Here is a 22,557-nt window from a genome sequence, read left to right as displayed (position 1 = left end):
GATGAAAATAAAGACTTATATAATAAATATGAAAGAATCCGTCGAACGAAGAGAACGGGTTCTGGAGGAGGTCTCCCGCTATTCTTTCCTGGATATCGAATGGGTGGAGGCTGTGAACGGGAAGCAACTTATGGAGGTACAGATAGGACAGTTATTTGACCGGAAAAGATTTTATTCAAGATATGACCGTGAACCGCTACCTGGAGAAATTGGCTGTACGCTAAGCCATAGGGAGTGCTATCGCAGATTGCTTTGGTCGGATTGCAAATATGCGTTGATCTTGGAAGATGATGTTTTTTTTCAGCATCCCGATGATGTTAATTGGATATTTGGAAATATGGATAAGGTAATGATTTCTGATAAAAGTTGTATTATCACACTGGCTTCCCATCAGCTTTATTTCACGAAAGATATTTCTAAGTTAGGAAGTTATTCTTTTTACCGGTTCATAAAAGCCGTGGGGACTTGTGCCTATTTGGTGAACCGGCATGCTGCTGAAAAATTATTATCGGTCAACAAACCGTTTATTGTTGCCGATGATTTTGAATATATGTTCAGGCATGGGATTTATCTGTTAGGGATATATCCGTATCTGGCATTTGGAGCTTCTTCCGAACAACTGGTTGAGTCGGAAATAATCCAGGATCGCAAATCATCCGGGATACGAAAGACTTCCTTTAAATACAGAATGACCAGATTTTTTGATTACAAATTATATGGTTTATTATGGAGGTTGAAGATCGTGAAATTCAGATTGTAAGTGGGCTATCACATTAATTGAAATGATCGGATGATACGTTTGTTAGCATTATATCTACTTTACTTATTTCAGAAAATCAGATATCTGGGCCGGGTTAATCTGGTCGGGTTCAGCATAATCCTTGCATTCAGGAATTCGTCTATTTCGATAGGTAAAGGGTCCGGACTCTGTAGTACGCCAGTATATAATTTGTTAGGCATGTATCAAAGGACGATACTGGTGGCAAGGCATGGAGGAACTATACATATCGGGGAAAATGTCGGTATATCCGGTTCGACGATTTATGCCATGAAAGAGATACGGATAGGAGATAATACGTTTATAGGAGCCAACTGTAAGATCGTAGATAATGACTTCCATGCATTTGAGCCGGGACTGAATTTTACGACCGATCCTCTTCATCTGAAAATGAAACCGGTTTCTATCGGCGAGAACTGCTTTGTCGGGATGAATTCAATTATTCTAAAGGGAACCGTTATCGGAAAAAACTCAATTGTAGGAGCCGGTAGTGTGGTGTGTGGCAAATTTCCGGAAAACGTGGTGATTGCCGGAAATCCTGCCAGGATAATAAAGTATAGGAGTATTGACAGTAAAGAATAATCAGATGAAAATTTCATTTATAGTGGTAGATATCACAGCCAAAGCCGGGACAGAAAGAACGACAACCTTATTAGCGAATACTATGGTGAGAAAAGGACATGAGGTGCGGATCATTTCCCTATTCCGTCAGAATATATCGCCGGCTTTCTTTCTTGAAAAAGAGGTGGGTATCGTTTATGTAACCAGTGAAGCGTATTCTATTCACAGTAGTCCATTTAAGCGTTTATTGCGGATAATCCGGTCTTTCTTTTCTTTTCGGGAAATGATACGTAAAAATGATTCCAGCCTGTTTATAGGGCAGAACTTTTTAGTTAACCTGTATTTATATTTTTCCGGTTTTTCTAAGAAATCGATTGCCTGCGAACATAACTTATATAATATCTATCCTTTGCCCATCCTTTTTTTTCGGGAATATGTCTATAAATCGTTTTATAAACTGGTGTCTCTCACTGAGAAGGATGCCGATAAATTCAGGCGGAGGCTGAAAAATGTCGAAGTCATACCTAATATGTTGACTTTTACACCAAAAGGGGAAGCTGATCTGACATTAAAAAGAATCCTCTCGATAGGGCGCCTTTCTAACCAGAAGGGATATGACTTATTACTGGAAGCTGTCAAATATATATGGAAAGATTATCCCGACTGGCATCTGGATATTTTCGGGGAGGGAGAGATGCATGCTTTTTTAGCGGAAAAGATAAAGATGTGTAATATGGAAAAATATGTATTCCTGAAAGGGTATACGCAAGATGTAATTTCTGAATATTTGTCTTCTTCCATTTATGTCATGTCTTCCCGTTTTGAAGGGTTTCCAATGAGTCTTTTAGAGGCGACTTCCTGCGGACTACCGGTTGTTTCCTTCGATTGTCCGGAAGGGCCTGCCGATATAATAGGAGAGGATAGAGGAATCCTGGTTCCACCGGAGGATATTTCCGGATTAAAGACGGCTCTTTTAAAGTTGATGGATAGTCTCGATAGGAGAAATGAGTATGGGGAAAATGGGAGATCGTTCGTATTTCAAAACTATAACTCCGAAGCGGTTTATAAAAAATGGGATATGCTATTCCAATCTTTTGTTAATTCTCAGAGTAAATAGAATATAAGTTCATTATTAATTTAATTCACAATTAACATGAAAACAGCATTAGTTTGTGGCGCCGGTGGTTTCATCGGTAGCCATATGGTTAAACGCCTCAAAAATGAGGGGTATTGGGTAAAAGGTGTCGATTTGAAGTATCCGGAATTTTCACCGACGGAAGCCGATGATTTTATGATCGGTGACTTGCGCGACATGGATGTATGTAACCGTGCCGTCGATCGTAAGTTTGACGAAATCTATCAGTTTGCTGCCGATATGGGGGGTGCCGGTTTTGTTTTTACCGGTGAGAATGATGCCGATATTATGCATAATTCGGTAATGTGTAACATTCATATGATGGATGTGGCTTATAAACGAAATGCGGGGAGAATTTTCTATTCGTCTTCTGCCTGTATCTATCCAGAACGTAACCAGATGGATGCTTTGCATCCGACTACTTCGGAGGATTCGGCCTATCCGGCAGGACCGGACAGTGACTACGGTTGGGAGAAACTGTTCAGTGAACGTATGTATATGGCTTACCATCGTAATAAGGGGCTGGATGTGCGTATTGCCCGTTTCCATAATATTTTCGGTCCGGAAGGAACCTGGGAGGGCGGACGTGAGAAGTCGCCGGCTGCTTTTTGTCGTAAGGTGGCTGAAACGCCCGATGGCGGAACGATCGAGATGTGGGGGGACGGAAACCAGACCCGTTCGTTTCTTTATATCGATGAATGCCTGGAAGGTGTGCGCCGCCTGATGAGTCAGGATGCGTTTATGGGACCGGTAAATATCGGATCGGACGAGATGATCAGTATCAACGGCCTGGCCGGAATGGTGATGGAGATTGCGGGCAAGAATTTGGATATAAAACATATTCCCGGTCCGCTGGGTGTTGTCGGCCGTAATTCCGATAACCGTCTGATTAAGGAGAAACTGGGATGGGCGCCTAACTGGCCGTTGTCTAAAGGGATGGCATTGACCTACCGATGGATAAATGAACAAGTACAGGAAAAGAATAAATGAAAATAGTCTGTATCTCACAGGTCTACTGGCCGGACACTGCTTCCGTGGCACAACATTTGGTTGATTTGCTGCAAGCTCTGTCCGACCACGGACATGATGTTACTGTCATTACCAGCCGTCATAATTATGAGCATCCGGAAATAATCTATCCGGCTGTGGAGTACTGTAACGGGGTCCGTATCTGCCGTATTTTTAATACCGGATTTGGCAAAAGGACGAAACTGGGACGCCTGGCGGATTTTCTGAGTTTCAATGTATTGATAATGTGCCGGCTGCTGGCGTTGAGACGGTCTGCATGCGATGTGATGCTCGGTTTGACCAGTCCGCCTTTGTTGTCGTATATCGGAATAAAGATAGCCCGGATGAAGAAAATACGTTTTGTATACTGGACGATGGATTTGCAGCCTGAACTTTCAATGGTTGCCGGTTATATTAAAACTGATGCGACTCCGGCGAAGGTTATGCAGAAGTGCGGAGATTATATATTCAGTCATTCCGATAAGATTATTGTCCTGGATGATTATATGAAACGGCATATTTCCGAACGTTTGCATACTGACGAGATGGGTATCGATGTGATTCCGGTATGGCCGGTGATGACTGCCGTTTATGAAGGCGGGCGGATGGAGAATCCGTTCCGGAGAGAAAACGGTTTTGGGGACAGGATCGTGATTATGTATTCCGGTAATCATTCTGTCATGCATCCGTTGACTACGTTGTTGGAGGCTGCGGTCAGGCTGAAAGAGGACAAGCGTTTTTTATTTGTCCATATCGGAGGCGGAGTCCGTCTGCAAGAAGTATGTGAATACAAAGAAAAATATCGGTTGGATAACATCCTGATTTTGCCTTATCAACCGCGTGAAAAGATTCATTTGTCATTGGGATCGGCAGATATCCAGGTTGTTTCTTTAGGGGAGGGTTGTGTAGGTTTTACGCATCCGAATAAGATATACGGAGCGATGTTCATTGGTAAGCCTGTATTGTATATCGGTCCTGACCGATCCCATATAACGGATATCCTGTGTCATTGTCTCGGAAATATATCCGTCTCCCACGGCGATTCGGATTTGTTGGTGCGGAAAATAGTGGCTTTTGCCGAAATGGATGAATCCGAGCGCAGCCGGGTTGGAATACGGAACCGGAGATATGCGGAAACTTATCTGCATCCGGATATTCTATTGGAGAAAATGATAGGCTCGATAGAGTCTGAGCCATTATAAGTTAATGGAAAGAGTTACTACAGGCTCCATAAACTAGTATAACCTTGGATTTAGTGCAAAAATACCTCATTATTGCCTTGGATTTAGTGCATTTGTGCTTTTATCATCTCTGAACATTTTCCATAAAAGAAACGCAGGTTGTGCAACTAGGATATCCAATTTGTTTATTCTATCTTTGTACAACCTGTTTTATTTATAAACGGGTTGTGTCTTATTGTTGAATTAAAATTTAATAGATAATTATGGATACCCCGAGATACAAAACGATTATCAGTGTATTGAACTCTTCTAATGAAGGTTTCGACGAGTATATAGAAATGAGTAAAAGAATCAGTCTGTTTGTGGAGACAGACGGGGCGAGTGAGGCTAATGGCATGATGGAGGAAAGCTATGTTGCCCAGTATACCGTACTTCAGGACATACTTTATAAACAAGCGCTGGAAAAGAAAAAGAACGAATCGTGTTGATGCGGTTTGTCATGATATAAATATTTAGTTGTGTTATTATGAAAAGCAAATGGTTGTGTCTCTTTTTTAGCTTAGGTCTTGTCGTGCAGGGTGTGTTTGCCCAGGAAAACCCGGTGAAGATGTGGTATGACGAGCCTTCGGACGATTGGATGAAATCGTTGCCGATAGGGAACGGACGGCTGAGCGGTATGGTGTTCGGTGGCGTAGAGAAAGAAAAGGTTGCCTTTAACGAGATTACGCTTTGGTCCGGGCAACGGGATGCGGGGCAGGAGAAGCCTTTTGGAAAAGAGGCTTTGAGAAATATACAGCAACTGTTCCTGGACGGTAAACTGGAGGAAGGGAATGCACAGGCTTCGGAGCAGTTGGTCGGTGTTCCTAATTCTTTTGGAACTCATGTGCCGTTCGGTGATATAGAGCTGGCTTTCGCACAAGGAAACAGAACTGTCGAAAATTATATACGTACGCTTGACCTGGCTAAAGGTGTTGCATCGGTTTCTTATCGGCAGGATGGGGTGACTTATAACCGTGAGTATTTCTGTTCTAATCCGGCTAATGTCCTGGTGATACGGTTGAGTGCTTCGGAGAAGGGAAAACAGAACTTTGAGGTTGGTTTGAATGTATTGAGAAAGTCTGACGTTACGACGGATAAGAATGCCATCAGTTTTTCAGGACAGGTCGATTTTCCTACATTCGGTTCCGGTGGTGTTCATTTTTACGGTGGGATAAAGGTTCTGGCGGAAGGTGGAAGCATCAGGCAGAACAAAAAAAGTTTGTCGGTGGAGAATGCGGATGAAGTAGTGCTCATTGCTGACCTTCGCACCGATTTCGTTCCAGGGGATATGGAAGAAATGACTTCGTCTGCCTTGAACGGTGCTGAAAAGAAAGGATTTGACACGTTGAAACAAGAGCATGAAACAGATTTCGGCCGGTTATTCAACCGCGTTGCTCTTTCGTTGGGAGAAGGGAAGAATGAGATGGCTACCGATGAACGCCTGAATTTGTTGAAGGAAGGCAATGAAGACCCGGACCTGATTGCTTTATTTTTTCAGTATGGGCGTTATCTATTGATTTCTGCATCACGTGAAAACTCTCCGCTGCCTGCTAATCTTCAGGGTATATGGAATGATAATCTGGCGTGCAATATGCAGTGGAGTTGCGATTATCATCTGGATATCAATACGCAGCAGAATTACTGGGCGGCTAATGTCTGTAACCTCAGTGAATGTAATATTCCTTTGTTCGATTATATAGGAGCATTGGCCGAAGCCGGAACAAAGACTGCTAAGACTGTGTATGGTTGCGAAGGCTGGGTGGCTCATACCATGGCGAATGTCTGGGGATTTACTGCTCCGGGTTGGGGGACAGGCTGGGGACTTCATCCGACGGGAGGGGCATGGCTGGCTTCCCATTTATGGGATTATTACCGTTTTACCAACGATGAGGTCTTCTTATTGAGAGCTTATCCTGTATTGAAACAATCGGCTTTGTTTTTCCTCGATTATATGATAGAAGATCCGAATAGCGGTTACCTGGTGACCGGTCCGTCTACCTCTCCGGAGAATGCTTTCCTTTTGGACGGGAAGCAGTTGTCGCTTTCTATGATGCCGACATGCGACAGGGTGATTGTTTATGAGATACTGAATGCTTGCCAGAATGCTTCGGAGTTGTTGCAGGTGGATGAAGAGTTCAGAGGACGTGTGATAGATGCTATCGACAGATTGCCTCCTTTTAAAATAGGAAAATACGGACAGGTTCAGGAGTGGCAGGAGGATTATGAGGAGGCGGTTCCGAATCACCGTCATACCAGCCATCTGCTGGCGTTGTATCCTTATTCGCAAATCAGTTTGGACGGTACACCGGAGTTGGCGAAGGCGGCCGCTGTTTCTATCGACCGGCGCCTGAATGCCGCTGATTGGGAAGATGTGGAGTGGAGCCGGGCGAATATGATTAATTTCTTTGCCCGTTTGAAGGACAGTAAAAAGGCTTATGGAAGTGTGCTGGGGCTTATCAATGAGTTGAGCCGCGAGAATATGCTGACTATCTCTCCGAAAGGTATTGCTGGTGCGCCGACGGATATATTTGTCTTCGACGGGAATGAGGCGGGAACAGCCGGGATTGCTGAAATGTTACTTCAGAGTCATGAAGAGTATGCAGAGCTTTTACCTTGCCTGCCGGAAGAATGGAGTTCCGGTAGTTACAAAGGATTATGTGCCCGCGGAGGTTTTCAAATCGATCTTTCCTGGAGCGATAAGGCTGTTAAACATGCATTGGTTACTGCTAAGGTCAATAATACCTTAAAGTTGAAATTGCCCGAACGGACCGGGCATGAAAAGTACTATAAAAATAAGAAACAAATCGACCCTATCCTTCTTCCTTACGGTATTGTCAGGATCGACTTGCAAAAAGGGGATATCTTTGAAGTTGCTTACGATTGAGACAGTAGTCTGATGCCGGATTAATCCAGCATCAGACTCATATATGATTCCCGATTCGGGTATCCCATAACGATCCGGGTGAGTGTCTGAATGTCCATATCCTTCAGATTCTGTTCTGTAAACGGACTGTCTTTATGGGTGGACAGCCAATGATGTATCAGGCGCTCGATGTCGATTACGCGGGCCATTCCGACCGGACGGGTTGCCGGTACGACCGGAGGTGTTTTATAGATAGCCTTATTCACGTTGTTTTGCAAAGTGGCCTCTTGCAGTAAGAGGTTGGCTACCCGGTCATCATCATAAAAGAACTCTTTTACGTACACCTGTTTCTTGTCTTCGGAAAGTCCAGGTGTATGATCCGGCGGAAGAGTGAAGGCCATCCCTATCGGTTGGTCTTTTTCGTTTAATGCTGTCAGCATCTGTCCGCCATCCAGTTGCAGGTCGCGAAGAATGGTGACAAAGTCATCTTTGGTGTGCAGGACACAACATTGTCTTTCGCGGATTTTACGGTTGAAATAGTCGTACAGTTGATCCAGGGAAGGAACTTCCGGTGGTACAACGGTTATCTGAGGAGCGTAGACCGGTGTTTCCGGACGTATATACGTATCCTCGGAGCAGTCGAACGTTTCCGTATATCCCAGTTCCCGGTAATAATCGAATAACCAGGGATCGGCAGGAATCAGTGCCGCTACGGCAACCGAACGGTATTTCATTTCATCGAAAGCCTTTTGCATCAGTTGTTTCATCAGGCCTTTTCCCCGCATGGAAGGCAGGGTGCAAGCTCCGGAAATATAGGCTACGGATATTTCCGTACCATAATAAGTCATGGTATAAGGCAGCATCTGCAAGGCAGATACTACCTGTCCGTCCTTTTCGATGACGAGGGTATTTTCTTCTTTGTATACCCGGTCGAAATAAAGGCGTATAAACTCTTCCGTATCATTGAAGGAGAGACGCCACAGATCGATTATTTGCTGCTTGTTCATCTTGTTTATTATTTAGCGTTTTCTTAATCGCGGCACTTTTTTCCAATAGTATGACCGGGTTATAAGAAAGTTTCGCTTGACGCAATCCCGGGATGCCGAGGTCTTCTTCGCGGTTGACGTAGACGAACTCTTCCGGCAGGCGTGAAGCGAATTCCTGATTGATAACAGTGTAAGCGCCTTCATAGTTCACATCCGCCTTTTCCACATGCACCCCGAAGGTGTCGTGATTGATCTGTGCACCGAAGGTGAAAGCTATTACTTTGCCGTCCACCAGCAATGCTCCTCCGAGCAGGCCCAGTTCGTCGTAATGGTTGAGCGCGTAAGTCATCGAAATACGTTCGAAATTCAGGTCTTCCGCATCATCTTCCGTTTCATTGGCTTTATACCATTTACATTCCAGCTTCAGGCACTGCGGGATCAGTTCCGGAGTGATGGGGGCGTATTCGTATTCATATCTTTTCTTGAAATTATTGATATGGTTACGCTTGGATTGGAACTTCTTGCCTTTCAGCAATGCCAGGTCTTCACGCAGATAGATATAATCGAAATAGTCACGTTCGGGGATATAGAAAAATCCGCCGGGCAGCGCTTCTTCCAGGATGTCTTTGGCATCCGGTGTGATACCTAGCATACAGAGCGGGTGCCCGTGTTCCTGCGAATCGGCTTCGAGTAACTCCAACGCATGTTTCAGGTCTCCTTTTCCGGCAGGTGTCATATAGACCAACCGGCTTTTGTCTTCTATCCAGAAACGGATCAGCAGGAAACCGTCGACAACGGCAAACTCCGTGTCGTACAGGAAACGCCAGCTACAGATATTGGCAAACGAGTAATCACAATTGCGATAATTGTGAGGATAGATAAATGACGTAATAAGTTCTTTATCCTCTATTGTAATTGGTTTAAAAGGAATCTTCATACTTTTCTTTTTGTCGTACAAATATAAAACTAATAAATGTCCGTTAATGTTTAAAACGGAAATAATAAAGGCAGCACAAATATCATAATAATTCCCATAATAATTTGCAACGGGAGCCCGACTTTTACGTAATCCATGAAAGTATATTTACCGGCCGACATCACAAGCGCATTGGGTGGTGTGGAGAACGGCGAGGCAAAACACATGCTGGCACCTACTGTAACGGCAAGCAGGAACGGGTAGGGGCTTACACCGATGAATATGGCAGACTGTAATGCGATGGGAGCTACGAGCACGGCTGTTGCCGTATTACTGATAAACATCGTCAGCAACGAAGTCGTGAAATAGATTCCTGCCATCAGGACCAACGGGCCGTAATTGCCCAGTCCTCCGACAAGTCTTTCGGAAATAAGCGACGATGCTCCTGTTTTCTCCAGTGCCAGCGACATCGGCAGCATGGCGGCTATCAGAACGATACTTTCCCAGTTGATTGTTTTGTAGGCATCTTCCACATTCCGGAAGCATCCGGTCAGTACCATCAGTATGGCAGCTATCAATACGGCTGCGACCGGAGGGATAGGGATAAAGTCGAACACCATGGCGGCGATCATCAGGACCATGATACCGGCTGCAACGGGGGCTTTATAATCGAGTGTCACTTTGGAGGCCTCTTCGACGGGCTGGCCGAGTACGACCCATTGCGACTGCTTCTTGCTCATACGGGCAATATCGTCCCAGGTCCCTTGTATCAGCAGGATATCGCCGGCATGCATCTTTATATCTTTCACATCGGAAAGGATATATTCGTTTCCGCGTTCTATTCCCAGAATGTTTACGGAGTATTTATCGCGGAAGCCGGAGTCTTTAACGGCTCTGTTGATCAGTTTGGAGTCGGGTATCAAGAGGACTTCGGCAATACCGATTTCACGAACGCTCAGTTTCTCGTTATCTCCGGTAAATTCCGAAACTTTCGATTCCGTCAGGTCCAGCCGGTTCTCTTTTACGAATTTGTCTATATTATGGTAGTCTCCGAATACATATAATATATCTTCTTCCTGAATTTCCGTTTCGGGACCAGCCAGTTTCTGGTCGACTGTCTTCATGAAGCGGCTTTGTGAGGAAGACTTGCGCCGTATTTCCAGAATGGTGAGGTTGTACAGGCTGGTGATATTTAATTCATGCAGTTTCTTATTCTTTACCAATGAGTCTTTGTGAACACGTACACGGTACAGATTATCGGAAAGGCTGTATTTTTTTGATAGTTCCTGTGGTGAACGTCCGGTAGAAGCGTCGTTCTTTTTAGTATCCTCTTTCTTCGTCAGGAACCATTTGCTGAGTGGGATCAGAACAATGAGGCCTACCGTTATACAGACTATTCCGATCGGGGTGAACGAGAAAAAAGAGAGATCATTGTATCCGGCATTGGAAAGTGCTTCCTGCACCACAAGGTTAGGAGGCGTACCGATCAGGGTGGCCATACCTCCCATACTACTTGCAAATGCAAGCGGCATAAGGAAACGGCTCGGACTGATGTTGGCATTGACCGCCATGCTGACAACAATAGGGAGCATCAGCGCGACTGTCCCGGTGTTGCTGACGAATGCGCCGATAAAAGCTGTCACCAGCATGATTAATATGAATAGCTTGATTTCGCTCGTACCTGCCAGATGAAGTATTTTACTGCCGATCATTTTTGCCAGTCCGGTTTTGAAGATAGCTCCGCCTACGACAAACAAACCGACCATCATGATGACAACGGAATTGGAGAAACCGGAAAGCGCTTCCTCCGGTGTGAGGATATTAAACACCATTAACAAGACCAGTGCACAAAGTGCAACAAGGTCTGAACGTATTTTTCCATTGACAAAAAAGACTGCCGACAGGGCCAGAATAATAAGAGTTGTTATCATAAAATGTACTTAAAATGGTTTTTACTAAAACGAATCCCTCCAGTATAGTTAACTGAAAAAGACCCCCATATGTTTACCCGATACTTCGATTTTTATGCAAAAATAGTAGAAAACGGGATACAACCTGCATAAATAATTGCATGGCAGTAATGAATATACTATCTTCGCAAAATTGTTAACAACGACTGATGTAAAGAAATGAAGAAGTGTTTTTGTCTCATTGTGGTCTTATTGTGTTTTAGTCTGTCTGTAACTGCCGCTCCGTTAACCCGTATCAAAGGGAAAATTGTGGATGCCGGAACAAATAAGCCTTTGGATTTTGCAGACGTTCTCCTTTTTAAAAAGGGAGATGATAATCCTGTGTTTCATGCTTTGCCCGATATGGACGGAAGTTTTGGAATTGCAGATGTGAAGAACGGGGAATACAGCCTGATGATCCGGTTGGTCGGCTACGATTTGTTTACCCGGCAGAATATTGTGCTCGCATCATCGTCGGCAGTAGTCGACTTGGGGACGATTCCTATGAAACCGCTTGAAGTCGGGCTTGCCGAGGTGGAAGTCGTGGCGCAAAAGAAACAGGTCATCTATAAACTGGACAAGAAGGTGATCGAGGCCTCTTCGAATATGCTGGCAAGCGGAGGAACGGCTGTCGACATTCTGGAGAATACGCCGTCTATCCGCGTGGATGCCGAGGGCGAAGTATCTTTCCGTGGAAGTACGGGGTTTATGGTGTATGTAGACGGTAAGCCGAGCGTGTTCAGTGGGACACAGGCTCTGGAACAGATCCCATCCGGCCATATTGAAAATATCGAGATCATAACGACTCCTTCCGCCCGCCATGATACAGGGGGCGATGTCGGAATCATCAATATCATTACAAAGAAGCACGCACAGCATGGATTCAGCGGAATGGTCAACCTGACTGGTAGCACATTTTTGTCGAGAGGGGTGGATTTCCTGCTGACGCAACAGAACAAATCATCCCGCTGGTATTTTGGCGGAGGCTGGACTGACCGTTTGCGGAAAAGTGATTTTGACCAGGAAAAGACTACGATCGTTGCCGATACCGCAACGACATCCCATTCGAACGGTCCTCGTGAAAGTAATAATTTCAACTATTCCCTGAAAGCCGGCTGGATGTATACATTACCCCATACGACGTTCAATGCCGATCTGGAAGGTGGTTATGGTGGTCGTACCCGTACCGGCGACCTGGATTATATGGAGGAACGGGTGGTCGGCAGCCAGCCTTTTGCCAATGGCGATTATTATAGTCGCGACGATTATGACCTGCATGAAACTTATTTTCAGGGGAGTGTCGGTTTCGACCATAAGTTCAATGATAAGGGGCATCAGTTGACCGGTAGTTTTTATCTGAAATACGGGGGGGATGCTATGGAGTATTTCCAGAGCGACTTGTTTAATAAAAAGAATGAGCGCGAACAGGGGCACCGTGCCTGGGAGGACGAACATCGCTGGACGGTTCGCGGTAATATGGATTATATCTATCCGTACAGCAAGACCGGCCATATTGAAGCGGGTTACCAGTATTTCTCTTACCTGGAGGACGGCGATTACAGTATGCAGTTCTGGAGTCCTGAAAAGCAGGAGTTTTATTGGAGGGACGATATCTACAATACTTTCTATTTCCAGCACGGGATCAATTCGATCTATGCGATTGTCGGCGACAGCTATAAATCGTTCGATTTCCAGGCTGGTGTAAGAGGGGAGCATACGCATCGTGTGCTTCGCAGTTCCATTCCCGGTAAAGACCGTGAATATAATAAGTTTGAGCTTTTCCCTTCGGTACATATGGGATATACGTTCCCGAAAGATCATAAGCTGATGGCTTCCTATTCACGGCGTATCACACGGCCGGAACTTTTCTTTATGGAACCTTATATTACCTATCGCGATTATTATTCGGCAGAAATCGGTAACCCGGATATCCGTTCGGAATATATCAACTCTTTCGAACTTAATTATAAGAAGAATATCGGTGAGCATACGGTTTCCGCTACGGTTTTCCATCGTAGCCGGAAAGATAAGATCGAGCGTTTGCGTGTCCCTTATGAAGCGGGTGTGACGTTGGATTCGATGGCGAATGTCGGTCATGATTATTCGACCGGACTGGAGTTGAGCGGCCAGGTTCAGCTTACCCGTTGGTGGAATGTGAACCTGAATGGCAGCCTGTATCATTACAAAGTAAAGAACCAGTACAAACTGAACGGAACGAACGAGAAGAGCACGAATTACGATATTATCTGGAATAATGCCTTCGACCTGGGCAAATCGACCCGTATCCAGCTGGACGGTAATTTTGTCGGCCCTTCCGTGACTACGCAGGGACAGACCGATGCTTTCTGGTATGTGAATCTGGCTCTCCGGCAGCAGTTGATGAACCGTAAGTTATCCGCTACGCTGGCTTTCCGCGATGTCTTCAATTCGGCCCGTTATGTCAGCAAGATCACCACATCCGACCTGCAATCCATCACCCGGATCCGTCCGAACTATCCGCTTATCACCTTGACATTAAGCTATACATTTAATAATTTCAAGGCAAAAACAACTCAGCGAAAGGAGGATCACGACTTGTTCGAAGGAACGAATCATTAATTGATATATTGGAATAAAAGGTAAGCATTCCCATCAAAGATCGTAGCCTGCTTTCCGAAATTGTCCGCAAATTTGGCTGGGCATTATGTGATCCCAGGTCAAGCCCGGGATCATAGGATAGTGACTTTTTACGCTATATCAATCAGCTTATGTGTCTGTAAACTGAGTTGCCATTCCGGGTGTTGGAGGATATAGTTGACTATCTCCATCGTGTTCCGGCAGGAGCAGGGTTGGAGGAAGTGGTATTTGGCTGGCAGTTTGATGTAGGATGACAGATCCTGTCCCAGATAAACAACCTTGACTTCATCCATATGGTCAATTTTGAGCGGTGCCCCTTCTTTGGGCGAACAAGTCACCCAGTCGATGCCTTTAGGCAACGGGCGTGTGCCGTTTGTTTCTATACATATATATTTACCCGCTTTGTGAAGCATGTCGATAAATGCTTCGTCGATCCATAAAGCAGGTTCCCCACCGGTCAGTATGACCATGTCTGACGGATAAGCGGAGATTGCCTCCAATATCTCTTCGTCCGACATCAATGTTCCTTCTTCGTGTTCGGTATCGCAAAACGAACATTTCAGGTTGCATCCGGAAAAGCGGATGAAAACAGCGGCTCTACCGGTATAAAAGCCTTCCCCTTGCAGGCTGTAGAAAATTTGATTAATCTTTTTCATAGATCGCAGTGTTTGATTCTGACTCTTTAACTTCAACTTTATAACAATTAGGTAACTGGTCGCATATCCAGCGGGCTATATTCTCGGCCGTCGGATTGAAAGGCAGGACCTCGTTCAGATTCTGATGGTCCAACTTGTTTTTTATTGATTCTTTGATGTGACTGAAGTCGACGACCATGCCATCGGCATTCAATTCTTTCGAGCGACAGTAAACAGTGATGATCCAGTTGTGACCGTGCAAGTTCTCACATTTGCTGGAATAGGAGAGACGCAGGCTATGTGCTGCGGAGATCTCCATCCTTTTAATTACAGTGTACATGCTTAATTATGCAATTTAAGACGTTTATATATCGTATCTAATGTCACCTCGATACGGGTACAAAAGTACATAAAATCCCCGTGCCGTTAACTATGCCGTATTATAGGATTTATTAAAAAAAGATTTATATTTTTGCATGTGTTAGAAAGTTGAATTTTTTCGTTTAGGAATGCTAAAAACGATATACAGGGGCAATAAGCAGTTGGTGGATTTTATTACTGCTTATGAATCAAGGAGAATCGTGTCCGTCTTCGTGACAAACCGATAATTAAACGGTGAGGTTTAATTGTTAAAAAATAGAAGAAGCTGCAAATAAGTTTCGATAATTTTAAAAATGTGTTTTATAATATCTTTTTTTATTTGTTCAGTAACATAAAATCCCGCATCTTTGCATGCAGATAACCTAAACAATCTTTTTGCCTTAAAGACTAATACCTATTAAAAACCTATAAAGAGGGCCTTTGAGAAAAGGCCCTCTTTATGATTTTTAACCACTTAGTAACCTGTTTCTTCTATTTTTGACGATATTTTACCAATCGCTTCATTCAGTTTTTCTTCCGGAGGAATCACATTGAAGTTACCCCAGAAGCCTTCATCATAATTAAATTTTGTTTCAGAGAACACTGTCCGGGTCGATAATGTTTCTTTCCGGTCAAAACGGCTGACATTGAAAGTATCTGTTTTGCATGTCACCATCTCGAACCATACATGAAGGGGAGAACTGCCGAACAGCTGTTTTTTCTTTTTTACTTTGAAATGAAGGTCTCCTCTTACATGACTGATGTGATAAGTACCGTTCCAGGGTTTATAGGAAACGGTGTAGATAACCTTTTGCGGGATTATTTTCAGGTTACGGCTTTTCTTTTCAACCAGCATACCGGCTGCATCTTTTACATATTTAGGATGTATTTCGAATTCGGCCCGCAACAGCGCACTGTTTTCCGAATCGATATACAGATTTCCCTTCAGGAGAGGGCTGTTGATGAAATCACGTTGTTCGAAAGAGATCACGTTTGCCATCCGGCCGTCTATTACCGTGATGTCGGAATGGGCATAGACATAGGGATAATTCACATCGCTTTCCGGCAGCAGGAAGTCGGGTGCATCCTTCATGATATCCAGCTGTATGCTGGCATTGATTCCGGACTTCATTTTTGCGATAATCGTATCTTTTTCCTGATTGTTGGTGATACGGCGCATCTTCAACAGCTTAACCTGGTCGGTGACCGGACGGTTGGTGTACGCACTTTTGTATATTTTAAAAACTGCTTCCGTCAGACTGACGAATTTGTTTTTTCGCTCGATGCCTTCCCGGTAGAAAGTAGTCTGGTAGACCGGTTCCTGGGAATAGTTCAGGCTTTTGTGTTTCTGCATTTCCCGTAACAAGCGCAAAGGATTCACGATACGGATAACCACTTCCTGTATGGGAATCACTTTCGGTTCCAGTGTCAGCATACTGTAGCGTTCTGCCAACAGTGAACTTTCTATTGCATAAGGCAGGTAGCCGACATGCGAGAAGTTGATCTGCGACTGGCGCAGGCTGTCGGGCAAACGCAGCCTGAACTCGCCACCCTGGTTGGTGACATTGCCGATGGAGCCATCGTCGCTGACGCTGACTGTGGCAAACGGTATCGGTTCGTTGGTATATTTGTCCCGCAGAATGCCTTCGAGGGTAAAATACGAAACTGTATCCGGAAGGGCTGGTTGCAGTGTCTCCTTTACGGGTAGCGGTTCTACTGGGCGGGAGATCAGGATATGATTGCCGATCACGCGGAGACCCAGGTCACGGTTACCGATAATATGGTAGATGGCCTCTTTAATGGTGTATTTGCCTCCCGGTATTTTTACTACCTGTTCGTTGTCGATGATTTTACTGTCGTAAATGAACAGGTAGCCGGAACGTTCGGAAACCTTTCCAAGTAACTGGTAAACAGTCTCCTTGCTTCGCGGAATTTGAATAAGGCGTTCGAGCACATCTTTATCGCCCTTATCATCTGCCTGCAAAGGGGTAGCTGTCATCAGCAGCATCCCGATGAGGATCAATAATAGACGATATGTAGCGCTCAGTTTCACCTTGTATCCTTTTTATCCCGTTAGTTCTCATGCAAAGTAATCAGATTTTTGTCACGTGTACATTTCAGGTTCAGGGCAAAGCAGATTAACTCTGCCATTGATTCCGGCGAATTGTCGGAGAAGGTAACGGTGAGTTGCCTGTCCTCGAGTTCCGGTGTTGTCTGAAAACGGATATCTCCCGTATTGAGGTTGATAATGCGGAGGATATCGGCCAGCCTTTCATCCTTGAAACGTATTTGCCGGACATAGGTTGCAAATTGTCCGTGGTCTTTTGTTTCGCTTACTTCCAGCTTTCGTGAAGAGAGGGTGACGGTTTCACCTGCCTTGACGTAAACATCTTGTCCGTTCTGCTTCAGCGTCACCTTCACCATTCCCCTTTGTACGGACAGTTCAAACGGTTGGGTATTGTCGCTCTTTACATTGAACGCCGTACCCAACACCTCGATACGTGTATCTTCGGTTTCGATAAGGAAAGGACGCTGGCGGTTGCCTGCAATGTCGAAAAGAGCGTTTCCCTGTAAGGTGATCTCTCTCTTGTCCGCCTGAAAATGTTCCGGGTAATGGATGGCGGCGTTGCCTGCCAGATAGACGATAGAACCGTCTTCAAGCGTGGTGGCAAGTGTCGTTGTTTCCATGTTCTGCCGGGTAAGCAGGTTGCGGTCGGTTTCCTTATTTGTTTGATTAAAATAAATTGTAGACAGATAAATGCAGAATACTAGCATTGCTGCTGTTGCCGAAATAATTTTCCAGAGTGGAGGACGGCGCATGTCTCCATAAGGAATGATACTGTTTTTCTCCTTATGGTCCAATAAACCATCCTTTTCCAGGCGTTGGTAGACATTCTCCCATGCCCGGTCCGTTTTTCTGTTGTCCCTTTCTTTACGAGTCATACTGTTTGTGTATAATTCTCAATTTCTTTCCTGAGTGTTTGAAGTGCCTTGGTCATTTCAGCTTCCACTGTTTTGACGGACAGAGAGAGGGCGGAGGCTATCTCCGCGTATTTCTTACCTTCGAAACGCTGCATCCGGAAGATGCGTAAACGGCGTTCGGGCAGCTTATTGAGAGTCCTGTTTATCAGAGCTTCCAGTTCTTTGTATTCGAGTTGGTCCTGCGGGTCGGCCGGCTTGCTTTCCTGATTACCTGACAATACGTTTTCCCGGTAACGGTTGCGTACCTCCTGATGTTCGCAGTATTGGAGAGACTGGTTGCGCACGGCCCCGTACAAATAACTTTTCAGGGAACGGAACACTTGCAGTTTCTCCTTTTCTTTCCAGAATACGTAGAACAACTCTTGCACGATCTCTTCGGCGACGTCCATGCTGCCGGTGATACCGGCGGCGTAGAGGCAAAGAGGGGAGTAGTAGAGCCGGAAGATACCTTCGAAAGCTTTGACGTCCCCCTCTTTAATCTTTGTTAGTACGAATAAATCGTTCAGCATGCCGTGGATCTTAATGATTAGAGTCCTTCAAATGTACGAAAAGATATTGAAATTTATTTCTGTTGCTTTTTTAATTTGTTGACAGCACTTTCCAGTGATTCCGTAGGTTCGATGATATTGTAGGCTCCCCAGAAATCTTCATCCATAAAGTTTTCTACCTTGTCGGACAACGATTGTGTTTCCTTAAATGCCATCTTGTACGGAATGTTGGTTACGTTTTCTTCCTTTCCGTCCGTTACGACCATTTCCGAGATGATCGTGTAGTTGGTAGAGAATAATTTGCGTTTCCAGTCACATTTAAAACGTACCCCGTTGCGAATGTAATTCAGATAAGTTACGCCGTTGCGGTCCTTGTAGTTTACCAGATAGGCTACTTCAAGCGGGCGGAAACGTAATCCGAACGGTTTCTTCTTGAGGATGGCCTGGGTCGCTTTGTTGCGGTCGTCCATACTCAGGTTGAATTCGGCACGGGTGAATGAGAGTCGTTCCTTGTCTATGTAAAGTTTTCCGTAATACAGGGCATACGGCATGATGACCTGCGGCTTGAAACTGATTACATATTGCGGACGGTTGTCGATATTCGTTGATTCTTCCATTTTGAACAGATAGTAGGGCAGACATTCCCTGTCGAGCAATACATCGGGGTTCTTCACGATGTCGCAAAGGATTGACAGGTTGGGGCCGCCGAGCAGTTTGACGGCAAGCGTATCGGTACTTCGCTGGCTCAATAGTTTACGGCCTTTGTAAATCTGTACACGGTCGCGGTCTATGGCTTCGTGATAAGGCGTTTTGTAAACGTCGATCACGGCTTCCGATATATTGATGTAGCGTCGGCCTTTCTGTGCCGTCTCACGATAGAAGCCGGTCAGCATATTCGTTTTCTTGCTGTAATTCTCCGGGATCTTCTTGATAGCCTCTTCCACGAGGTAACGCGGTTCTTTGGCATGGATGATGATCTCGTCGAGCATATTCTCGTAAGGCGTCATCCAGACGGTCAGGTCGGAGAGGTTCTTGCCGCTTACTTCTACCTTATTATTATAGTATCCGATATGGGATATTTCGACAGCCTTCACATGAGAAGCGTCTTTTATCTTGAAAGAGAATTCCCCGTCTTCGTTGGTGATAGTACCTGAAGTACTGCCGGGGATGGAAATGTTCACATACTCCAGCCGTTTCTTATTATTTTTGTCTTTGACAACTCCGCTGATGGTGATAAATTCCGGATCGGCATCGTCACGTACCGGTTGGTCCTGCGCCAGCAACGGACTACTACCTGCCACCAATAATAAGATCAGCAAAAAACCGATGGATTGTCTACACAGTGTTTTCATCTTTGTATTGTTTTAATGGTGAATAATCGTGTTTGTACTTATAAGATCGTTCAGGAAATGAATACCCTATGGAAAAAGTGAATTATTTTGATAAATCTTTCTATATTTGTAAGGCTCAGTCGGACAATTACATATACTAATATATTATCTTATGAAAACCAAACATGTAAATCGAAGAGATTTTTTTCGGCTTTCAGCCACTGCCGGCGTAAGCGCGATGTTAATTCCGGGAGCCAGGGCTGCCGGTCTTCCCCTGGTGACTGCTAATGAAAATGAGATTCCTGTCCGTACGCTTGGCAGGACAGGCGTAAAACTGCCGATACTGAGTATGGGTGTGATGCGTGCCGACAATCCGAACGTGGTAAGAGCTGCCTATAATTCCGGTATATTCCATTTTGATACGGCCCACGGCTATCAGGGCGGGAAGAATGAAGAAATGCTGGGTAAGTTCTTTGCCGGGAAGCCGCGTGAGAGCTTCTTTATTGCTACCAAAGGAAAGTTCGATTATCCTTTGAGGGATGATTTCGAAGATGCGTATGAAAGATTGATCGACCAGAGTCTGCAACGCCTGAATATGGAACAGGTCGATCTCTTCTACGCTCATGCTTTGGACAAAGTGGAAGAAGTAAAGGACGAACGCGTGGTTGCCGTCATGAAGAAGTTTAAGGAGGATGGTAAAACCCGTTTCCTGGGTATTTCCATTCATGCCGGCAAACCTGAATTGCTGGATGCTGCCGTTGAAGCCGGTATTTACGATGTTGTCTTGCTGAGTTATAATTTCAAACTGTCAAATCTGAAAGAGACGGAAGAGGCCATAGCCCGTGCCGCTAAAGCCGGTGTCGGTCTGGTTGCCATGAAGACGATGACCGGTGGTACCGAAGACGCTGGGGGAAAGAAAAAGATTAACGCACAGGCCTGCCTGAAATGGGCCTGGAAGAACGAACATATCACGACTGCCATCCCCGGTTTCTCCAATTATGATGAACTGGATGAATGCCTGGTTGCTGCTCGCTCCCCGGAACTGACTGCCGGCGACCAGGAATATCTGGCTACCCTTTGCGGACAGGAAATGTTGTATTGCCAGCAATGCGGAAAATGCCGGGCGCAATGTCCTGAACATCTTCCTATTCCTGATATTATGCGGGCTTATATGTATGCTTACGGTTATAAATATTCGCGAATGTCGAAGGAAACACTTGGAGAACTGAATCTTTCGGCGGATATTTGTTCCAATTGCGAAACCTGCCAGGTAAAATGTCCTTCCGGCTTCGATGTTTCGACGAAGATTGCTGCGATAACGCCGGTGATGCAGGTGCCTGACGAATTTCTGACTTAATAAAACGAACGTATGAAACAGAGCAATTATTTGTTACTCTTTTTCCTGTTGTCCCTCTGTCCTTTAAAGGCGCAGACACCGGACGAGTTGAAATCGTGGCTGCTGGCAGTGGACGGCTGGGAGATATCCGGTGAGGTGGAGGTGTTTAATCCGGATAATCTCTTTGACCGCATCAACGGGGCGGCTCCGCTTTTCATCGAGAATAACTTCAGGGAAATGACTTCCATGGAGTATAAAAAAGGAAGCGAGTACATTACGATACAGGCTTATCGCCATGCAACGCCGGAGGATGCTTTCGGAATGTATGCTGCCGAACGTTCATCCGACCTGGCATATTTACCTGTCGGGGGAGAGGCGCAGGGAGATAAGACGAATCTGTATTTCTTTGCCGGAAATATGTATTTGAAGATGTGGAGTAATGCATCCGGCGATGTGTCGGAAGAATTGCTGGCGATAGGCAAGGCGTTTGCCGGAAGGTTGGATGCCGATGCCGGCTATCCTTCTGTTATCCGTTTATTCCCTGCGGAGGGGCAAGTTCCTTATTCGGCTGCTTATATTACTTCAAATTTTATCGGCCATGAGTTTCTGCGTGCCGTATATACGGTGAAGTATGAAAAAGAAGGGCAGGCTTTCCAGTTGTTTGTATTGGATGGCGGTTCTTCTGCCGGGATTAAAAATATATTGACCCAGTATATGGCTTTCACCAAACAGATGGATGAATTAAAAGAGGGTGCGTTGTTGGTCAAAGACCGTTATAACGGGGACATTCCGGTACTTTGGAAAGGACGTTACCTGATTGGAGTTTATAATGAGAATGGTGATACGGTTGCCGGTGGCGATGATTTATTGAAGGAACTGGCAGGAAAACTATAATATTATATGTCTGATTTTGATAAAGAGGATTTTGTGGGGGCTGTCTACCAGATGGTGAAAACGGTTCCGTACGGACGTGCCACCAGTTATGGTGCGATAGCCCGTGCCATCGGTTATCCGAATATGTCGCGGATGGTCGGCAGAGTGTTGGGAGGTTGTTCGGAAGTGGGAGTACCTGCTTACCGGGTGGTGAACAGTCAAGGAATATTATCCGGCAAAGATGCTTTCGGCACGCCGACTGCAATGCAGGAAAAACTGGAAGAGGAAGGCATCCGGGTTGAAAACAACCGTATAAAAGATTGGAAAAAGGTCTTTTGGAATCCTTTGGAGGAGATATCCTTTGTTCCGTGACAGGCAACGGGTGAATTTCGGAAGTTGTCTTTTTGTAAATAAGGTTGACTCTTTAAAGAATCAACAATGAAAAAGAAGAATTATTATCAAGAGAGAGAGCATCATCTGATGTGTCATGAGATTTATCGCCTTCGTGTAGTAGAAGGCC

Annotated in this window: 20 protein-coding genes; 11 read left to right on the top strand and 9 right to left on the bottom strand. The window is 45.1% G+C overall.

Annotated elements, in window-relative coordinates; translation table 11 throughout:
* Position 1 precedes the first annotated feature (1 nt).
* From NBH15_RS20660 to NBH15_RS20630, 7 genes are all read left to right on the top strand, one after another.
* Positions 2–760: a glycosyltransferase family 25 protein gene (locus tag NBH15_RS20660; protein ID WP_128133483.1), complete on the top strand. Its 759-nt coding sequence runs from the start codon at positions 2–4 to the stop codon at positions 758–760.
* 198 nt (positions 761–958) lie between these two features.
* Positions 959–1,360, top strand: coding sequence for an acyltransferase (locus NBH15_RS20655; RefSeq protein WP_284705595.1), 402 nt, complete (start codon positions 959–961; stop codon positions 1,358–1,360).
* 4 nt (positions 1,361–1,364) lie between these two features.
* Entirely contained in the window at positions 1,365–2,456 is a 1,092-nt protein-coding gene (locus tag NBH15_RS20650) for a glycosyltransferase family 4 protein (protein ID WP_128133485.1), read from the top strand.
* A gap of 36 nt (positions 2,457–2,492) precedes the next feature.
* Entirely contained in the window at positions 2,493–3,464 is a 972-nt protein-coding gene (locus NBH15_RS20645; protein ID WP_128133486.1) for an NAD-dependent epimerase/dehydratase family protein, read from the top strand.
* Positions 3,461–4,684, top strand: coding sequence for a glycosyltransferase family 4 protein (locus NBH15_RS20640; RefSeq protein WP_128133487.1), 1,224 nt, complete (start codon positions 3,461–3,463; stop codon positions 4,682–4,684). Before NBH15_RS20645 ends, NBH15_RS20640 begins: the two co-directional genes overlap by 4 nt.
* Before the next feature lie 242 nt (positions 4,685–4,926).
* A complete protein-coding gene (locus NBH15_RS20635) occupies positions 4,927–5,151 on the top strand; it encodes a hypothetical protein (protein ID WP_007659224.1) in 225 nt (74 codons plus the stop codon).
* A 38-nt stretch (positions 5,152–5,189) separates the two neighbouring features.
* Positions 5,190–7,586 carry a glycoside hydrolase family 95 protein gene (locus NBH15_RS20630; protein WP_244051102.1) on the top strand — a complete coding sequence of 799 codons (2,397 nt, stop codon included), beginning with the start codon at positions 5,190–5,192 and terminating at the stop codon, positions 7,584–7,586.
* A 20-nt stretch (positions 7,587–7,606) separates the two neighbouring features.
* On the opposite strand, the gene NBH15_RS20625 is transcribed toward NBH15_RS20630, so the two are convergent.
* From NBH15_RS20625 to NBH15_RS20615, 3 genes are read right to left on the bottom strand one after another with little or no spacing between them, the layout of a single operon-like run.
* On the bottom strand, positions 7,607–8,572 hold the full coding sequence (locus NBH15_RS20625) for a GNAT family N-acetyltransferase (RefSeq protein WP_128133490.1): 966 nt from the start codon (positions 8,570–8,572) through the stop codon (positions 7,607–7,609).
* Positions 8,526–9,488 carry a DUF2156 domain-containing protein gene (locus NBH15_RS20620; protein WP_244051101.1) on the bottom strand — a complete coding sequence of 321 codons (963 nt, stop codon included), beginning with the start codon at positions 9,486–9,488 and terminating at the stop codon, positions 8,526–8,528. Before NBH15_RS20620 ends, NBH15_RS20625 begins: the two co-directional genes overlap by 47 nt.
* Before the next feature lie 50 nt (positions 9,489–9,538).
* Positions 9,539–11,398 carry an SLC13 family permease gene (locus NBH15_RS20615; protein ID WP_244051100.1) on the bottom strand — a complete coding sequence of 620 codons (1,860 nt, stop codon included), beginning with the start codon at positions 11,396–11,398 and terminating at the stop codon, positions 9,539–9,541.
* A gap of 198 nt (positions 11,399–11,596) precedes the next feature.
* Here NBH15_RS20615 and NBH15_RS20610 point away from each other — a divergent pair, with 198 nt between their 5' ends.
* Positions 11,597–14,014: a TonB-dependent receptor gene (locus NBH15_RS20610; protein ID WP_250823435.1), complete on the top strand. Its 2,418-nt coding sequence runs from the start codon at positions 11,597–11,599 to the stop codon at positions 14,012–14,014.
* Between the two features lie 128 nt (positions 14,015–14,142).
* Here NBH15_RS20610 and NBH15_RS20605 read toward each other — a convergent pair whose 3' ends face one another.
* The 6 genes from NBH15_RS20605 to NBH15_RS20580 all read right to left on the bottom strand — a co-directional run bounded on the left by NBH15_RS20605 (position 14,143) and on the right by NBH15_RS20580 (position 19,849).
* On the bottom strand, positions 14,143–14,688 hold the full coding sequence (locus NBH15_RS20605; protein WP_250823434.1) for a 7-carboxy-7-deazaguanine synthase QueE: 546 nt from the start codon (positions 14,686–14,688) through the stop codon (positions 14,143–14,145).
* Complete coding sequence (gene queD, locus NBH15_RS20600) at positions 14,675–15,007, bottom strand: 6-carboxytetrahydropterin synthase QueD (protein ID WP_250823433.1); 333 nt, start codon at positions 15,005–15,007, stop codon at positions 14,675–14,677. Before queD ends, NBH15_RS20605 begins: the two co-directional genes overlap by 14 nt.
* A gap of 495 nt (positions 15,008–15,502) precedes the next feature.
* A complete protein-coding gene (locus tag NBH15_RS20595; RefSeq protein WP_443146956.1) occupies positions 15,503–17,080 on the bottom strand; it encodes an STN and carboxypeptidase regulatory-like domain-containing protein in 1,578 nt (525 codons plus the stop codon).
* 20 nt (positions 17,081–17,100) lie between these two features.
* The gene (locus NBH15_RS20590; RefSeq protein ID WP_250823432.1) at positions 17,101–17,970 is read right to left on the bottom strand and encodes a FecR family protein; all 870 of its coding nucleotides are present in this window, start codon (positions 17,968–17,970) and stop codon (positions 17,101–17,103) included.
* Positions 17,967–18,518, bottom strand: a complete 552-nt coding sequence (locus NBH15_RS20585; protein WP_010803411.1) for an RNA polymerase sigma-70 factor — start codon at positions 18,516–18,518, stop codon at positions 17,967–17,969. Before NBH15_RS20585 ends, NBH15_RS20590 begins: the two co-directional genes overlap by 4 nt.
* A gap of 53 nt (positions 18,519–18,571) precedes the next feature.
* Positions 18,572–19,849 (bottom strand): carboxypeptidase-like regulatory domain-containing protein, encoded by a 1,278-nt coding sequence (locus tag NBH15_RS20580; RefSeq protein WP_010803410.1) that lies wholly within the window; start codon positions 19,847–19,849, stop codon positions 18,572–18,574.
* Positions 19,850–20,000: 151 nt separating this feature from the next.
* Between NBH15_RS20580 and NBH15_RS20575 the strand changes: the two genes are divergently transcribed.
* From NBH15_RS20575 to NBH15_RS20565, 3 genes are read left to right on the top strand one after another with little or no spacing between them, the layout of a single operon-like run.
* Positions 20,001–21,185, top strand: coding sequence for an aldo/keto reductase (locus NBH15_RS20575; protein ID WP_250823431.1), 1,185 nt, complete (start codon positions 20,001–20,003; stop codon positions 21,183–21,185).
* A gap of 12 nt (positions 21,186–21,197) precedes the next feature.
* Positions 21,198–22,058, top strand: a complete 861-nt coding sequence (locus NBH15_RS20570) for a DUF6599 family protein (protein ID WP_250823430.1) — start codon at positions 21,198–21,200, stop codon at positions 22,056–22,058.
* 6 nt (positions 22,059–22,064) lie between these two features.
* Positions 22,065–22,409 carry an MGMT family protein gene (locus NBH15_RS20565; protein ID WP_250823429.1) on the top strand — a complete coding sequence of 115 codons (345 nt, stop codon included), beginning with the start codon at positions 22,065–22,067 and terminating at the stop codon, positions 22,407–22,409.
* Positions 22,410–22,557 lie beyond the last annotated feature (148 nt).

This window comes from Parabacteroides caeci, assembly GCF_023656795.1.
In the GTDB taxonomy this organism is placed as follows: domain Bacteria; phylum Bacteroidota; class Bacteroidia; order Bacteroidales; family Tannerellaceae; genus Parabacteroides; species Parabacteroides segnis.
Note: the sequence above shows the minus strand (reverse complement) of the source record. Positions and strands in the feature narration are given on the sequence as shown.

What these genes read in the sequence shown, in the direction of transcription:
- NBH15_RS20660 (WP_128133483.1), top strand. Translation starts at nt 2, where the DNA reads ATGAAAATAAAGACTTATATAATAAATATGAAAGAATCCGTCGAACGA.
- NBH15_RS20655 (WP_284705595.1), top strand. Translation starts at nt 959, where the DNA reads ATGTATCAAAGGACGATACTGGTGGCAAGGCATGGAGGAACTATACAT.
- NBH15_RS20650 (WP_128133485.1), top strand. Translation starts at nt 1,365, where the DNA reads ATGAAAATTTCATTTATAGTGGTAGATATCACAGCCAAAGCCGGGACA.
- NBH15_RS20645 (WP_128133486.1), top strand. Translation starts at nt 2,493, where the DNA reads ATGAAAACAGCATTAGTTTGTGGCGCCGGTGGTTTCATCGGTAGCCAT.
- NBH15_RS20640 (WP_128133487.1), top strand. Translation starts at nt 3,461, where the DNA reads ATGAAAATAGTCTGTATCTCACAGGTCTACTGGCCGGACACTGCTTCC.
- NBH15_RS20635 (WP_007659224.1), top strand. Translation starts at nt 4,927, where the DNA reads ATGGATACCCCGAGATACAAAACGATTATCAGTGTATTGAACTCTTCT.
- NBH15_RS20630 (WP_244051102.1), top strand. Translation starts at nt 5,190, where the DNA reads ATGAAAAGCAAATGGTTGTGTCTCTTTTTTAGCTTAGGTCTTGTCGTG.
- NBH15_RS20625 (WP_128133490.1), bottom strand. Translation starts at nt 8,572, where the DNA reads ATGAACAAGCAGCAAATAATCGATCTGTGGCGTCTCTCCTTCAATGAT.
- NBH15_RS20620 (WP_244051101.1), bottom strand. Translation starts at nt 9,488, where the DNA reads ATGAAGATTCCTTTTAAACCAATTACAATAGAGGATAAAGAACTTATT.
- NBH15_RS20615 (WP_244051100.1), bottom strand. Translation starts at nt 11,398, where the DNA reads ATGATAACAACTCTTATTATTCTGGCCCTGTCGGCAGTCTTTTTTGTC.
- NBH15_RS20610 (WP_250823435.1), top strand. Translation starts at nt 11,597, where the DNA reads ATGAAGAAGTGTTTTTGTCTCATTGTGGTCTTATTGTGTTTTAGTCTG.
- NBH15_RS20605 (WP_250823434.1), bottom strand. Translation starts at nt 14,688, where the DNA reads ATGAAAAAGATTAATCAAATTTTCTACAGCCTGCAAGGGGAAGGCTTT.
- queD (WP_250823433.1), bottom strand. Translation starts at nt 15,007, where the DNA reads ATGTACACTGTAATTAAAAGGATGGAGATCTCCGCAGCACATAGCCTG.
- NBH15_RS20590 (WP_250823432.1), bottom strand. Translation starts at nt 17,970, where the DNA reads ATGACTCGTAAAGAAAGGGACAACAGAAAAACGGACCGGGCATGGGAG.
- NBH15_RS20585 (WP_010803411.1), bottom strand. Translation starts at nt 18,518, where the DNA reads ATGCTGAACGATTTATTCGTACTAACAAAGATTAAAGAGGGGGACGTC.
- NBH15_RS20580 (WP_010803410.1), bottom strand. Translation starts at nt 19,849, where the DNA reads ATGAAAACACTGTGTAGACAATCCATCGGTTTTTTGCTGATCTTATTA.
- NBH15_RS20575 (WP_250823431.1), top strand. Translation starts at nt 20,001, where the DNA reads ATGAAAACCAAACATGTAAATCGAAGAGATTTTTTTCGGCTTTCAGCC.
- NBH15_RS20570 (WP_250823430.1), top strand. Translation starts at nt 21,198, where the DNA reads ATGAAACAGAGCAATTATTTGTTACTCTTTTTCCTGTTGTCCCTCTGT.
- NBH15_RS20565 (WP_250823429.1), top strand. Translation starts at nt 22,065, where the DNA reads ATGTCTGATTTTGATAAAGAGGATTTTGTGGGGGCTGTCTACCAGATG.